We start from the raw sequence: 15,523 nt of genomic DNA, 5'->3' as shown, positions 1-15,523 counted from the left end.
AGCTCCTTTCTAACTATTTTTTAAATTTAATAAACACTTTGATTAATTCATTAACTATAAATGGAATTATAGCTAAGATTATTACAACATCCCAGTCAAATAATCCTAAAGATTGTACTCTAAATATTTTTGCAACTGCTGGTATATTAATTAATAATATTTGTAATCCAAGACCTAATACAAATGAAATATTTAGATATTTGTTACTAAATAATCCAACTTTAAATGTAGTTGTATCTTCTACTCTCATAGTATATGAATAGAATAATTGAGAGACAGTAAGCACTATAAACGCCATAGTTCTTGCATGTGTAAGAGCTGAATCTCCTTCACTTAATGTTCTAATTTGAGCAAGAGTTGTAAATCCTTCTTCTCTTAAACCAATATAGAATGCAAGTAAAGTGAATAACCCTATTAAAGTTCCTCCAACTAATGCACGTGTTGCAGCTCCTCTTGCAAAGAAACTTTCTTTTGGAGAACGTGGTTTCTCATTCATAACCATTTTATTACCTGGATCAAGACCTAATGAGATAGCTGGTAATGTATCTGTAACTAAGTTAATCCATAATAACTGAGTAGCAACTAATGGTATTGGTAAACCAAGTAATGTAGCAAAGAATATACAGATTACTTCCCCTAAATTACATGAAAGTAAGAACATTATTGTTTTCTTAATGTTATTATATATATTTCTTCCTTCTTCTACTGCTTTAACTATAGTTGTAAAATTATCATCTAGCAATATCATATCAGAAGCACCTTTAGAAACATCAGTTCCTGTAATACCCATAGCAACACCTATGTCAGCTTTTTTAAGTGATGGCGCATCGTTAACTCCATCTCCTGTCATTGATACTACATTTCCTTTTAATTTTAATGCTTCAACTATATTAACTTTATGCTCAGGTGAAACCCTTGCAAATACTGAATATTTCTCTACATTTTCATAGAAATATTCTTTATCTAATTTATCTATTTCAGGCCCAGTTATACTTTCTGAAATATCTTTTGCAATATTTAATTCTTTAGCTATTGCAACTGCTGTATTTTTATGATCTCCTGTAATCATAACAACTTTTATTCCTGCTTTTTGTGCAGTAAGTATTGAAGCTTTAACTTCTTCTCTCGGAGGATCTATCATACCAACTATACCAACTAAAGTTAAGTTATTTTCTAAATCTTCACTTTCTAAGTATACAGGACTATCCTTATATCCTAATCCTAAAACCCTTAAAGCATCATTAGACATTTCTATACTTTTCTCTAGAATTTGTACTTTATGCTCTTCAGTAATTTCTACTACTTCATTTCCAATTTTGATATATTTACATATATTTAAGATGTTATCTATAGCACCTTTAGTAAATGAAATATATTCATTTCCATTTTCATGTAAAGTTGACATTAATTTTCTATCAGAATCAAATGCATATTCATTTACACGTTTGTATTGATTATTTAAATCTTCTTTAGTATATCCATGTTTTTCAGCATAAACAACTAAAGCTATTTCTGTAGGATCCCCTACTGTAGTTGTTGCATCTGAACATAAAGATAAACCTTTCATTAATAATTCACTATTATCCATAGAGTATTCTTTAACTACAGTCATCTTATTTTGTGTTAATGTACCAGTTTTATCTGAACAAATTACATTAACTGAACCTAATGTTTCAACAGCAGGTAATCTTTTTACTATTGCCTTATTTTTACTCATTCTAGTAACACCTGTTGAAAGTACTATAGCAACTATAGCTACTAATCCTTCAGGTATAGCAGCAACAGCAAGTGAAACTGCTGTAATCATCATTTCAACTGCACCTCTTCCTTGAATTACTCCTAATCCAAAGATAACTATACACACTACTATAGCTATGTATCCTAAAGTCTTACCTAATTTATCAAGTTTCTTTTGTAAAGGTGTAGTACTATCTTCATCACTATTTAAAGCTTTTGCAATTTTACCTATTTCTGTATTCATTCCAGTAGATATTACTATACCTTCTCCTCTACCATATGTAGCAAGAGTTGATGAGTAAGCTAAGTTTAACTTATCACCCATAGGTAATGTATCTTGATCTGTCATGAAGTCTGCATCTTTAGTAACTACATGTGATTCTCCTGTAAATGCAGATTCTTCAACTTGTAAATTTTGTGTTTCTATTAATCTTAAATCTGCTGGTATATATCTACCTGCATCTATAACTAAAATATCTCCAGGAACTAAATATTTAGAATCAATTTCATATATTTTTCCTTCTCTTTTAACTACAGCTTTTGGAGATGATAATTTCTTTAATGCTTCAAGTGTTTTTTCAGCTTTTGCTTCTTGAACTACTCCAACTACAGCATTAATTAATACTACCATTAATATTATTCCAGCTTCAGTAAATCCATCTGGATAATGAGCTATTACGTTTAATATAGATGCAACTATTAATACATAAATTAAAACGTCTTTTAATTGATCAACAAATCTAGCAAGTAATGTTTTTTTCTTACCTTCTTCTAATTTATTTTCACCATATTTTTCAAGTCTTCTTGCAGCTTCTGCTTCAGTAAGACCTAAGTTTCTATCAACTTCTTGATTTTTTAAAACTTCTTCTATACTTTGTTTAAATTCCAATTTATATGTCCTCCCCTATATATTTTTTAACAAGGTCATAGTATTCTATCATTGAAATAATAGAAAATACTACTGCAGGTAACAATACTATAGAATTAACAATTTTCCCAAATGGGAACATGATTGCAAATAGTAAAGCTATCATTTGTGTTGCTGTTTTAAGTTTTGCAGAAGAACTTGCTGCTACAACTTCTCCACCATTTTCTAATATTACCATTCTAATTGCTACTACTACAAACTCTCTTGTAAGTAATATTAATACTAACCAAATTGATAATAAATTGTATTTTACTAAAACTATTAAAACTGAGAAAACAAATACTTTATCAGCTATAGGGTCTAGTAATTTCCCAAAATTTGTAACTAAGTTATCTCTTCTTGCAATATATCCATCAAAAAAGTCTGTTAATGCTATTCCTGCAAATAGTAAAACAACTAATACGTGTAACATTACAGCTGAGAATGTTCCATGATTCCCTTCATATTTAAATAACATAAGTAGTAATAATATTGGTGTTAATATTATTCTAACTATAGTTAATTTGTTAGGCAAATTCATTTTGTTTAACATACCCTTACTCTCCTTCGTTTACTTTTTCTTCTTTAACTTCTTCTGTTTCCTTTTCAATTAATGCTTTCATACTTAAACTAAATTTATTGTTATCTTCAATAGCTATTACTTTAACATCCACCATATCATCAACATTTAATACATCCTCAACTTGTTTAATTCTCTTATGAGAAATTTCTGAAATATGTAATAGTCCTTCTGTACCTGGTGCAAGTTCTACGAACGCTCCAAATTTAGCCAGTTTTGTAATTCTTCCTTTGTATACTTTATCTAGTTCTACTGTTAATGTATATTGATTTACAAGTTCAAATGCTCTTTCCATCATAGCTTGATCTATACCAAATATTGCTACTCTTCCATCATCTTCAACATCTATCTTAACTCCAGTTTCTTCAATGATAGATTTAATAACTTTCCCTGCTGGTCCAATTAATGCAGCTATCTTACCTGGATCAATTCTTAAGTTAATTATCTTAGGTGCATTTTCAGGTAAATTAGGTCTTGGTGCTGGAATAGTCGCTTCCATAACATCGATTATATGCATTCTTCCTTTATGTGCTTGAGTTAATGCAATTTCCATTATTTCCTTATTGATTCCTTCAATCTTAATATCCATTTGTATTGCAGTTATACCTTTTTTAGTCCCTGCAACTTTAAAGTCCATATCTCCTAAATGATCTTCTAATCCTTGTATATCTGTAAGTACTGTAAAGTTTTCTTCTTCTTTAATTAATCCCATTGCTATACCTGCAACTGTTCCTCTTATAGGTACACCAGCCGCCATTAATGCAAGTGATCCACCACAAATTGAAGCTTGAGATGAAGATCCATTTGATTCTGTAATTTCAGAAACTACTCTTACTGTGTATGGGAAATCATCAACTGATGGCATAACTGCTTTAAGAGCTCTTTCAGCTAAGTTTCCATGTCCTAATTCACGTCTTCCTGGTGCTCTCATAAATCCAGCTTCTCCAACTGAGAATGGTGGGAAGTTATAGTGTAAGAAGAATTTCTTATTATATTCTCCTTCCATACCATCAATTATTTGTTCATCTTCTTTAGAACCTAATGTTGCAACTACTAAAGCTTGAGTTTCTCCACGAGTAAATAAAGCTGAACCATGTGGCATAGGTAATACATCTATTTGAGTATTTAATGGTCTTATTTCATCAATTTTTCTTCCATCTGCTCTATATTTATCAAAAATTATTAACTCTCTTACAATTTTCTTTTCTAAATCATGATAATATTTTTTGAATTCTTTAACTAATTCATCCATAGATTTAGTTTTATTTTCACCTATTAATTCTAATAATCTTTCTTCATCTGTTTTTTCTTTTGCTAACATTTCTTTAGCAATCTCTAATTTAAAGCTTGAAAGTAATGAATCACATAAATTATCTATTGCCTCATACTTTTCAAGTTTACCAGGAACTAATATTGCATTTTTTAAATCTCCTTGATATTTATCTAAGAAAGTTGTAACTCTTTCATCATATGAGATACCAGCAAATTCCATTTTTTGAACACCTAAAGTATTTAAGATAGCTTCTTGTTGTTCACATATATTTTTAATTGCTTCATGCCCAAGCATAATTGCATTTAACATTTCTTCTTCAGTTACTTCATTTGCTCCTGCTTCAACCATTGTTATTGCAGTCTTAGTACCAGCAACTGATAAATAGATATCCATGTTATCTCTTTGTGCTTTATCTGGATTAATTACATATTCTCCATTCATATATCCTACAGTAACTCCTGCTACTGGACCGCTAAATGGAATATCTGATAATCCTAAAGCAAATGATACCCCTATAGTTGCAATATCTTCTGGCATATTAATACCATCATAACTTATTACGTTAATTACTACGTGTACCGCATTAAAGAATCCTTCAGGGAATAAAGGTCTTATTGGTCTATCAATTAATCTTGATATTAAAATTTCTTCAGTAGATGGTTTAGATTCTCTTTTAATAAACCCTCCTGGGAATTTACCTGTAGCATAGAATTTTTCTATATAGTCTACAGTTAATGGGAAGAAGTCTTGTCCATCTTTTACTTCTTTACTTCTAGTAGTTGTAACTAAAACAGTAGTTCCACCTTTAGTTACTACAACTGATCCTCCTGCTTGTCTAGCAATTTCTCCAGTTTCTACTTTAACTTCTTTACCCGCTACATCTAAAATGTATACTTTTTTGTCAAACATTTTTGTCCTCCTATTTTTTATTTAAAGAGTGAGCAAATAACATTAAAAAACTCTTATCTAAAAGTTCTTTAAAATTACTTACTCCACTCTCTTTATTACTCTATATTTTATCATATTTTTAAAGGTTTTACAATAAAAATGGGCCTAAAAAGGCCCAATATATTAATTTCTTCTTTTACCAAATAATGATAGTAAATATAGGAAAATGTTAATAAAGTCAAGATAAAGCATTAAAGCTCCAAATATCTGTACTTTATCCATTAATTCTATATCACCTTGATAATGTGCTTCAAGTAACATTGATTTAATTCTTTGTGTATCTACTGCTGTATATATTATAAATATCACTAATCCTAATATAGATATTACTATCTCTACCATATTGTTTCTAAATAAGAAACTATTTAATAGTGACATTACAATAATCCCTAGTACTCCACCAAATAGATATTTTGAATATCCTTCCAAGTTATTTTGAGTAAAATAACCATAAGCACTCATACCTATAAACATAGCAGCTGAACCACCAAGTATAGTAAGTATTGATGCAGTTTCATATACATACATTATTGGAATTAAAAGTATTCCTAAAAATGATGAATATGCAATAAACACTAATCTTAAAACCATAGCACTTGCTTTTGCAACAACAAACCTCATAAGTAATGCAATTGCAATAATAATTAAGAATGCAAATCTATTTAATGTAACAGATATTTGTACTAACTGCACATTAAATAATGATGCATACATAATACCAAAAGTAATTAATAACCCTATACCCATCCATAAATATGAACCAAGTATACCAATTTCAATTCTACTATCTAACTCTCTATCGTTATACATTCAAACTCCTTTCAGTAACTAGAATTTAATATTAATTTCCTCTAACAATTCTGTAATGAATTCATCAACATTTTTAGTTACACTGTCAGTAGATCCAAATCTTCTAACATTTACTGTATTTTCTAACACTTCATTTTTACCTATTACTAATTGTACCGGTATTTTTTGATCTCCATTAGCTTCTCTAATTTTGTATCCAATCTTTTCATCTCTAGTATCAAGTTCTGCACCTATGCCTAAGTTAAGTAATTTCTTATGTAATGCTGTTGCATATTCTACTTGTTCTTCAGATATAGTCATGATTTTAACTTGAGTTGGTGCAAGCCATACAGGGAATGCTCCTGCATAGTGTTCTATTAAGATTCCCATAAATCTTTCAAGAGATCCAAACATAGCTCTATGTATCATTACTGGTTCGTGTTTTTCTCCATCTTTACCTATGTAGCTCATGTTAAATCTTGCAGGTAAGTTCATGTCAAGCTGTATAGTTCCAGTTTGCCAAATTCTTCCTATTGAATCTTTCATTTTAAAGTCTATCTTAGGACCATAGAACGCTCCATCTCCTGGATTTATTCTATATTCAATTCCTAATTCTTGTAATGTTTCTTCTAAAGCTTTTTCAGAAATTTCCCAAACTTTGTCATCTCCAACTGCTTTTTCAGGTTTAGTTGAAAGTTCAACGTGGAAATCAAATCCAAATAATCTGTAGTATTTGTCATATAATCCAACTATTTCTTTAATGCTGTCTTTAATTTGATCTGGTGTACAGAAAATATGAGCGTCATCTTGAGTAAATGCTCTAACTCTCATTAATCCATGTAAAGCTCCAGAAAATTCATGTCTATGTACATGTCCCATTTCAGCATATTTTAATGGTAAATCTTTATATGAATGTAAGTTGTTTTTATATGCAATAATTGAACCTGGGCAGTTCATAGGTTTAATAGCATAAATTTTTTCATCTATTTCAGATGTATACATATTTTCTCTATAATTGAACCAGTGCCCTGAAATTTCCCATAATTCTTTATCTAACATTATCGGAGTTTTAATTTCATCATAACCTTGTTTGTTATGTTCTATTCTCCATAATTCTTGTAATCTATTGAATAATCTTGTTCCTTTAGGCATGAAGAATGGGAATCCTGGTCCATGTTCATCTAAGAAGAATAAGTTTAATTGTTTACCAAGTTTTCTATGATCTCTTCTTTCTGCTTCTTCAACTTGTTTGATATATGCATCTAACTCATCTTGGCTATAGAAAGCTGTTCCATAAATTCTTTGTAACATTTTATTATTAGAATCTCCTCTCCAGTAAGCACCTGCAGAGTTTAATAATTTAAATGCTTTAATGTATCCTGTTGAAGGTAAGTGAGTTCCTCTACATAAGTCAGTAAAGTTACCTTGAGTATAGATACTAAATTCATCTCCTTCTAAAGAATCAAGTATTTCTACTTTATAGTTTTGTCCTTCGTTTTCGAAATGTTTTCTAGCTTCTTCTCTTGACCAAACTGTTCTTGAGAATTTTTCATTTAATTTAATTAATCTTTTCATTTCTTTTTCTATATTTGCTAAATCTTCTTCAGTAAATGGTCTTTCTGTATCAAAGTCATAATAGAATCTATTTTCTATAGCTGGTCCTATAGTTACTTTTGTTGTAGGAAATAAGCTCATAACAGCTTCAGCCATAACGTGAGCTGTACTATGTCTTAATATTTCTAATCCTTTAGCACTATCTGTTGTTATTAATTCTATAGTTCCATCTTTATCTAAGTTATATGTAATGTCTACTTGCGTGCCATTAAAGATAGCTCCAACTGTTTTTTTAGCTAAGCTTGTTGATATAGATTTTGTAAATTCTATAACACTCATGTTTTCAATTTCTCTAATTGCTCCATCTGGCAAAGTAATTTTTAACATTTTTCCTCCTATTTTTTGTTTTTATATATAATTTTATCATATTTTACTACTATATTACAAGTGAATTTTCAACTGCATCTATAGATTCAAATCCTTTCATTTTTACAACTTCACTATGAGTTTCGTAAATTAAGTTTATCCCTTTTTTAACACAATCTTCTATATAGTCTGAGTAAAATAAGACTGTTTTTAATGAATAACTACATAATTCTCCTCTTAAATATGTTTGTACTGATGCTCTTTCTGGCATGTCTCCTTCTCTTCTTAAAGGTCTACATAATTTTGAAAATTTAGGATATTTTGCTTCAAACTCATCTCCCCATGCAAGATATGTTTTTTCTATTTTATTAATTAATACTTCTATTCCAGGTGATAAAACTGGCAGCAAATCTTTAACTCCTTCAAATTCTTCCGGTGCTGAAAATTCCATCATTCTGATATACTTTTCTTCTAATAAGTTTCTACCAACTTCTTCCGCTTTTTTTAAATCTATTAAATAACTTTGTAATATATTTTCAGGCAAATTATCCCATTGCCCTCTTCTCATAACTTCAAATTCTGGTTTATTATTTTGACATTCAGCAGGGCCTCCTGTATTTTTTAACACTTTAAACATTTCCCATTCTCTAGCTATAATTTCATTAATTAATTCTGCTCTTTCCATAACTTCTCCTAATCTTCAAACGGTGTCCATAATTTTAAAAATTCATCATCTATGTTTCTTTGTATCCACATTGCGTGATTTACCATGAAATATCCTTTTTCTTTACTTAGTCCTTGTTTTTTAATTTCTTCTACAAGAAAATAGCAAATTTCTTCTATTCTATTTGACATTTGATGTTTATCAAGTATTGTATTATCAATTAATTCAAGTATTCTCTTTTCCATATCTTTACCAAGTATAGGTAAATCTTTTAATCCACGAGCTGACCATTTATAGAAAGGCATATATTTAGAATTTAATAAATATACTAAATGTATTACATTTTCAATAAATACACTCTTAGCCATATTAGCAGCTATTTTATCTTCTCTTTTCATTAATCTTAAATAATTATATTGTCCACTTTGTGCAATACGAGTACATACTGTAGCTATTTTATTTTCTCTAATTATATTTGGATAATATTTTAAAGCTTCAAGTATAGATGTAAATTCATTATTTCCAGCATAAAATATTTCTCCACTAGTTAGAGCAAATAAGGCATGTTCTGGTATTCTTCTATAATCTTCTATAGTTAAAGAAGCTTCTTCTTTCCCTATAAACTTATATAGATAATCCCCTATTTTTTTAACTCCACGTCTTTCATTTACTACATCATTATTAACATGTTTTATACCTAAAAATTCTTGAGGTAAAGATAATAAAATATCTTCTAATTCTTTTGAATATTTTTCATAATCTTCAATGTTTAATAAGATTACAGGCATAAATGTAAAGTCATGATCTCTTGAATATTCATCGTCATAACCCATAACTTCTGAACCTTCACCTATTAATCCTATAGTTATCTTAGATAAAAGTTCTTCATTTTTTTCTTTAATTTTTGGCAATATATATTTTTTAGTATATTCTCTTGAAATATCCATAAGTTTTGAATCACTAGTTACTTCTATTTCTACTTCTTTTTGAGTTTTCTTTACTAAATCCCTAATATATTCAACATTAGATAGAAGATTTTGATAATTTAAACTATTTTCTCCAAATGATTTTTTTGTAATATCTAAGGCCATTTCAAATATATTTAATGCACTTACATATTCTCCTTCTTCAAATTTAAGTATTGCCTTATTATTTAAAGCAGCTCCATACATAGAATGTTCTTTACCTAAAGTCACTTCATATATTTCTAAAGCATTATCTAAATTAGAATATGCTTGTTTAAGTTTACCTACTTCTTTATATGGCATAACAAGGTTATTATATGTTGTAGCAAGCTCTACTAAATGATCTGGCATATCAACTAAGATATTTAAACTCTTTTCATGATATGGAATAGCTTCCTCTATTCTATTGGTATTTTGATAAAATAACCCTATATTATTACAAAGACCTGCATAAATATATTCTTTTTGCATCTTATTTTCTTCAAATATAGATAAAACTTCTAAATATATTTTTTCTATTTTATCTAAATCTCCTCTAAATCTATATACTTCAGCCATATTTAATAAAGAGGTTCCATATGCAACTGATCTATTACTTTCTCTTTTTTCAATTAAAGAAAGCGCTTCTTCTAAACTCTTAAGTCCTAATTCATATTCTCCTATATATTTTGCCGAACCACCTAATTCGTTAAGATAATATATGTATTCATTTGACATTTCACCATATATATCTTTTGCCATCTTAACTATTTCACGTAAAACTTTAACTTCAGATACTCCATCTGATTTTTTTTGAAATTCTTTTCTCTTATTAATTAATTCATCAAACTTATTAACCATATCTACATCCTTCTTGTTTATTTAATTTAAGTATACCATAGATTAGTGTAAAAAAATAGGTTCTTTACTTGAATATTCAACAAAAAAAATACCTAAAAGAGAATATTTCTCAATTAGGTATTTTTTTATTATTTTACTTCTTCAAAAACTAATGTTTGATTATCTTTAGTATAAAGAGTTAGTATTTTATTCTCATATTTAATACCAATAGCGTTATTTAATAGTCCTAAATATTTGAATTCAAGATCCATTAATTTAGGATCACCTGCCATTAATGTTGAGCCTATAGTTTGTAATAATAATACATTATCTTCAATTTCATAAGTTGTAAAGTAATTATTTACACCACTTTTCCCTGCAATACTCTCATCTTGGAAGTTAATTGTTATATCGGCCTCTTTAAATTCAGGATTAATTAATTTAAATGTTTTATTTTCAAGTTTATCTTCATCAACTTCTTTTATATATACAAGTTTCATACCATTTTGAGCCTCAAGTATTAATCTTTCACCTTCTTTAACAATATTTTTATTACTACTTAAAGCATTTAAATATTCTGATTCCAATTTCATTTCTTCAGGACTTCCTGCCATTCTAGTTACTCCTAAACCATCGACTACTAATTTATTTTTATCTATTCTATATCCACCAAAGAAATTATTCACTAAACTTTTACCTGATATTTTTTTTGATTCAAATTCAATAGTCATTCCTTTTCCTATAGTATTTATTTTAGTATCTCTTGTATATTCTATTGATTCAAGTACATAATCCTTATCTTCAACATCAAAATTTTTAAGACTACTGCATGCAAAAATTGTAGTTATTGATAATATTCCTAATATAATTTTTTTCATAAGTTATTCCTCCTTTTTATATTCATAATTATACTAAATTAAAAAGAGTTTTACAACAAAGTTATGAATATTCTAAGATAATTGTTATCTAAATCATATCATAATAATACTCTAAACTTCTTATTTTCTATTATATATTATTTTATTTCTCTATGGCTTGTAAGATGGTTAATGTTATTAGTTTTTTCATAAATTATTTCTCCATCTTATAACTATAGATATTATTATTAAAAATATAATTAGAATATTTAAAATAGCTCCTATTATTTCTAATTTTTTAGTTTTCTTTATAACTATACTAAAAAATAAAATAAATGGTATTAAAATTAAAAAATATATTGATAATATTCTAATATATGAATGTAACTCTACTTCATAATATGGTGACGAAAATCTTCCTTTACTTTCTAAAGGATTAAAATTCCTAATCAATACTGGTTTTAATATAATGGTACTTATTAATATTAGTTTTAAATATATTTTATGTTTCATACTATCACAACCAAAGAATAAGAAAACGGTAGAAAAATAAAAATATAAAACACTAAAACAATATTAATAAACATTAACAAAAACGGATAAATTAAAAAGAAAATACCATCTCCTAAGAAGTACGTAAAAACAAATGATAAAATCAATGAACTTATAATCCACATATCTTCAAAATTTATAAAAAAAAGCACCGATATAATAAGATTTAAAACTATACAAAATATAACTTTTAATCTTATTTCTTTATTTATTATTTCCTTATATCTTGTGAAAAAATATATACTACTTAATATTATAAAATACTCTCTTATAGGTAATATTTCCTTTAAAAGAAAAGCAAAAACATATGGAATTAGCAAATCAAATTTATTTAGTATTTTCAAATAATTATTTAACATTTTGACCTCCATTGAATTTATATATAATCTTATCAACTTTTAGTTCTTCATTTTTTCTCTAGTTTCATTTAATCTTTTTATTAGTTATTACTATATTTGATTTATACTCTGTATTAGATAAACTTATTATAATATCTACATTATTAATTTTAAAATATAAGTTTACTCCACTTTTTAAATCACTATTTAAACTTATAGCACTACTTTCTTCTTTTCAGTTGTTAGTTTTTTCATTTCACTAAACTTCTTTTATATTCTTTAATAGTATGTGCTAATATTTCTTTTTCCTGATCAGTTAAAAAATTTCTAACTTCACCTAATTCACTTTTAAATGTTATTTCAATTTTTTTTGATTCAGCTATCTTAGTTAAAATGTCTAATCCATTATTTTTAAATGTTAAAGTTACTATTTCTCCATAATGAATATCTGTTAATTGTTCTTTTCTTGAATATACTTCTGCATTTATCGCTATATTTCCATCTGCAATTACTTTTAACTCATCTGTATAAATTCTTTTTTCTATATTTTTAAAATCTATTCCTAAAACATTTCCTAAATTCCTATCTACAAATATATAGGGAGTAATATTTGATAAATTATTCAAAAATTTTTCTTTATTATCTGAAAATACGACCTTCCCTATTCCTTCATTCACATTAAAAAAGGTCATATATTGATACTCTGAATAAGAAATAATAAAATTAAATAATAATAAAATTAAAAATAATAATTTTTTCATTTCTTTTCACTCTCCTCTAATTTTCTTTTTTTAGAATACAATTCTAAATATCTTTCATACTTCAAAGTGTTTCTTAATGACTCTAAACTCGGTATCGGTTCATTTTTTATTATTATTTCATTATCGGTATAATATTTTATTATAATTAAATTATCAAAAACAAATTTTTTTGAATTATAATCATCATTTAAATATACTATTTGAAATAAATCATTATCACATTCAATTAAATCATTGACATCAAATTCTATAAAATTATTATTTTGAATTACCATATCTACATGCTTTACATCTTTATTAGGTAATCTAACTAATAACATATTATTTTTACCATCACTAAAATATCTTAAATTATATTTGTATTCTACTATTTTATTATCTGCTGATATGAAAAAATAATCATTATCACCAACTACAGTTATTAATACTTTTTCTGTATCAAAATTCAATTCTTCTATTTCTTTATTTAATTCTGTTATACTTGTATTTGAAAATGTTAAAGTTATTGTAAGTATAAAAATTATTAAAATTTTTTTCATTTTTTACCCCCAATCTCTACCCAACGTTCAATATTAACTATGGATAAAAATTCTTTATTATATTTACCTTCTATTTTTTCATAAAATTCTTTTCTTATTATATTTTTCTTTTCTTCATCAGGAAAATTCTTTATAGAAAATTCTATTACCAAATGTATCTTATTATCTTTAATATACTGTAAAACATCTTGTTTTTTCGGATCAAATCCATTTTTCATATTTTTTATATATTTCTTTTCATTATTATTATTTTCTATATAAGTTTTTTCTAATATTTCATCATCTATATCTTGAACGTCCTCTTTGCTGTTAATATTAAAACATCTAGAATACCAGCACGCAATATCCTCTGAGTATTTATAGTGTTTATCATAAATAAAAAAATTATATAAAGTATTCTTTCCATATTTTAAGTTAATTTCATCTATAACTTTATCTATTTCTTTCCAGTCATTCCCTATACTTTTATCATATATATGCTCATTTACTAAATAAGGGTTAATCATTAAATCATTTACATCTCTTTCATACTTACCTAGTTCTTCTATTTCACTTATTTCACTAAATGAATTAACAGCAAACTTTTCTCCAATATGTGATAGCTTAGATTTAATTACAACAATATTTTTTAAATACATTGAATACGAAGGATCTGTTGCTATTCCAGGTTCCCCTCTTACAACTTCTATATCTTCTTTATCAACTATTATATTATTTTTTTTTAAATATTCTATATATTGAAACTTCTTATATTCTGAGATTCTTGAATTTTCATCAAAACATTGTTTTATTCCCGTAAGAATAAAAAGAAATACAATTATTATAAAAAATCTTTTCATACTAGTTATCCTCCTCTATAAAATTATATCTAATATTATAATCTAATTGTCCAGTATTGTGATTATCAAATATTCCTGGTCTAATTTTATTTATTTCTTTTTTTTGGACATTTTCTAAATAAATTATATATCTTTTTAATTTATTTATTTCATATAAATTTGTTCGATGTTTTTTACTTAAAAGTTCAATCTTTTTTTTGATTTCATTTATTTCTTTATCATATTTTTCTTTTATTTTTCTTTTTTCTTCTTTAAATTTATTCTGTTTATCTATTTTTTGATTACTACTATTAACTATAGTATTTGGTTTTATTGATTCTTTGATTCTTGATACAGATTTATGTCCTATATTCAAATTCAAAAGTGAATTATAAGGATTTAATGCTACAACATCTCTAGATATCTAAACATTTTGATTTTTATGCCTTTCTAATACAGGAGCCGGATCATTTATTATTGCTTGTGTTCCTTTTACTTTCTCTACTGTATACAGACATTGGCCTCCACCTTTTGAATCTCCAAAACATGAAACTTCAATTTTATCTGGGCTACCTTTTTCTTTTATAAATTCTTCTATAAGTCTTGCTGTTTCAGTTTGATAATTTTTCTCACCTATATCAGCAGTAGCCTTAGCATTATTCCACCAATCTTTAATACTAGACTGCGTAGTCCCCTTAGCTAAAACTATAAATTGTTCTTTTCCGTCTTGATGTAAAAGATATAAGGGTTAATGTTATTAGTTTTTTCATTCTCCAGTTTCCTTTTCTACATATACCTCAAGCTTATATGTCTTAGGATTATGATATTTCTTTATCTTTTCATATACCTCTTTTTCTATTTCTTCCTTATTACTTAAATCACACTCTTTACACTTTAAATATACGTATAATATTGGAAAATATGAAAAAGTTTCTGCATATTCATCCCAATTCATTGTTTCAAATTGTCTCACTTCTTTGAAGTATTCTGAAGATATTTTAGAAAACTTTTTCTCATTCTCTTCTTCTTTTTCTTTAAATTCTTCCCATGTTATAG

The 15,523-nt window shown here is 26.8% G+C and carries 13 protein-coding genes and 1 pseudogene; all 14 read right to left on the bottom strand.

The features are described 5' to 3' along the window. Window positions 1–13: 13 nt before the first annotated feature. The gene (locus GM111_RS04235) at window positions 14–2,626 is read right to left on the bottom strand and encodes a cation-translocating P-type ATPase (protein ID WP_156299625.1); all 2,613 of its coding nucleotides are present in this window, start codon (window positions 2,624–2,626) and stop codon (window positions 14–16) included. A 1-nt stretch (window position 2,627) separates the two neighbouring features. Continuing rightward, complete coding sequence (pgsA, locus tag GM111_RS04230) at window positions 2,628–3,197, bottom strand: CDP-diacylglycerol--glycerol-3-phosphate 3-phosphatidyltransferase (protein WP_156299624.1); 570 nt, start codon at window positions 3,195–3,197, stop codon at window positions 2,628–2,630. A gap of 4 nt (window positions 3,198–3,201) precedes the next feature. Beyond that, window positions 3,202–5,406: a polyribonucleotide nucleotidyltransferase gene (pnp, locus tag GM111_RS04225; RefSeq protein WP_156299623.1), complete on the bottom strand. Its 2,205-nt coding sequence runs from the start codon at window positions 5,404–5,406 to the stop codon at window positions 3,202–3,204. Window positions 5,407–5,568: 162 nt separating this feature from the next. Continuing rightward, window positions 5,569–6,255, bottom strand: a complete 687-nt coding sequence (locus tag GM111_RS04220) for a Bax inhibitor-1/YccA family protein (RefSeq protein WP_156299622.1) — start codon at window positions 6,253–6,255, stop codon at window positions 5,569–5,571. Between the two features lie 18 nt (window positions 6,256–6,273). Next, on the bottom strand, window positions 6,274–8,175 hold the full coding sequence (gene thrS, locus GM111_RS04215) for a threonine--tRNA ligase (protein WP_156299621.1): 1,902 nt from the start codon (window positions 8,173–8,175) through the stop codon (window positions 6,274–6,276). A gap of 49 nt (window positions 8,176–8,224) precedes the next feature. Then, window positions 8,225–8,839 (bottom strand): DUF4125 family protein, encoded by a 615-nt coding sequence (locus GM111_RS04210; RefSeq protein WP_156299620.1) that lies wholly within the window; start codon window positions 8,837–8,839, stop codon window positions 8,225–8,227. A gap of 8 nt (window positions 8,840–8,847) precedes the next feature. Further along, window positions 8,848–10,623, bottom strand: coding sequence for a DUF4037 domain-containing protein (locus GM111_RS04205; RefSeq protein WP_156299619.1), 1,776 nt, complete (start codon window positions 10,621–10,623; stop codon window positions 8,848–8,850). A 128-nt stretch (window positions 10,624–10,751) separates the two neighbouring features. Beyond that, on the bottom strand, window positions 10,752–11,480 hold the full coding sequence (locus tag GM111_RS04200) for an META domain-containing protein (RefSeq protein WP_156299618.1): 729 nt from the start codon (window positions 11,478–11,480) through the stop codon (window positions 10,752–10,754). Window positions 11,481–11,666: 186 nt separating this feature from the next. Further along, entirely contained in the window at window positions 11,667–11,972 is a 306-nt protein-coding gene (locus tag GM111_RS04195) for a hypothetical protein (protein WP_156299617.1), read from the bottom strand. Between the two features lie 628 nt (window positions 11,973–12,600). After that, window positions 12,601–13,110: a hypothetical protein gene (locus GM111_RS04190; RefSeq protein ID WP_156299616.1), complete on the bottom strand. Its 510-nt coding sequence runs from the start codon at window positions 13,108–13,110 to the stop codon at window positions 12,601–12,603. Next, window positions 13,107–13,649 carry a hypothetical protein gene (locus GM111_RS04185; RefSeq protein ID WP_156299615.1) on the bottom strand — a complete coding sequence of 181 codons (543 nt, stop codon included), beginning with the start codon at window positions 13,647–13,649 and terminating at the stop codon, window positions 13,107–13,109. Before GM111_RS04185 ends, GM111_RS04190 begins: the two co-directional genes overlap by 4 nt. Further along, window positions 13,646–14,488 carry a hypothetical protein gene (locus GM111_RS04180; RefSeq protein ID WP_156299614.1) on the bottom strand — a complete coding sequence of 281 codons (843 nt, stop codon included), beginning with the start codon at window positions 14,486–14,488 and terminating at the stop codon, window positions 13,646–13,648. Before GM111_RS04180 ends, GM111_RS04185 begins: the two co-directional genes overlap by 4 nt. Window position 14,489: 1 nt before the next feature. Beyond that, a complete protein-coding gene (locus GM111_RS04175; RefSeq protein WP_156299613.1) occupies window positions 14,490–14,849 on the bottom strand; it encodes a hypothetical protein in 360 nt (119 codons plus the stop codon). A 384-nt stretch (window positions 14,850–15,233) separates the two neighbouring features. Next, window positions 15,234–15,523, bottom strand: a pseudogene (locus GM111_RS08220) (hypothetical protein); the annotation flags it as partial.

This window comes from Streptobacillus canis (genome assembly GCF_009733925.1).
GTDB classification, from domain to species: domain Bacteria; phylum Fusobacteriota; class Fusobacteriia; order Fusobacteriales; family Leptotrichiaceae; genus Streptobacillus; species Streptobacillus canis.
This window is presented reverse-complemented; position numbering and strand designations above follow the sequence as displayed.

Excerpts from the sequence above, each read along its gene's own strand:
- pgsA (WP_156299624.1), bottom strand. The coding sequence starts at position 3,197 with ATGTTAAACAAAATGAATTTGCCTAACAAATTAACTATAGTTAGAATA.
- pnp (WP_156299623.1), bottom strand. The coding sequence starts at position 5,406 with ATGTTTGACAAAAAAGTATACATTTTAGATGTAGCGGGTAAAGAAGTT.
- GM111_RS04220 (WP_156299622.1), bottom strand. The coding sequence starts at position 6,255 with ATGTATAACGATAGAGAGTTAGATAGTAGAATTGAAATTGGTATACTT.
- thrS (WP_156299621.1), bottom strand. The coding sequence starts at position 8,175 with ATGTTAAAAATTACTTTGCCAGATGGAGCAATTAGAGAAATTGAAAAC.
- GM111_RS04210 (WP_156299620.1), bottom strand. The coding sequence starts at position 8,839 with ATGGAAAGAGCAGAATTAATTAATGAAATTATAGCTAGAGAATGGGAA.
- GM111_RS04205 (WP_156299619.1), bottom strand. The coding sequence starts at position 10,623 with ATGGTTAATAAGTTTGATGAATTAATTAATAAGAGAAAAGAATTTCAA.
- GM111_RS04200 (WP_156299618.1), bottom strand. The coding sequence starts at position 11,480 with ATGAAAAAAATTATATTAGGAATATTATCAATAACTACAATTTTTGCA.
- GM111_RS04195 (WP_156299617.1), bottom strand. The coding sequence starts at position 11,972 with ATGAAACATAAAATATATTTAAAACTAATATTAATAAGTACCATTATA.
- GM111_RS04190 (WP_156299616.1), bottom strand. The coding sequence starts at position 13,110 with ATGAAAAAATTATTATTTTTAATTTTATTATTATTTAATTTTATTATT.
- GM111_RS04185 (WP_156299615.1), bottom strand. The coding sequence starts at position 13,649 with ATGAAAAAAATTTTAATAATTTTTATACTTACAATAACTTTAACATTT.
- GM111_RS04180 (WP_156299614.1), bottom strand. The coding sequence starts at position 14,488 with ATGAAAAGATTTTTTATAATAATTGTATTTCTTTTTATTCTTACGGGA.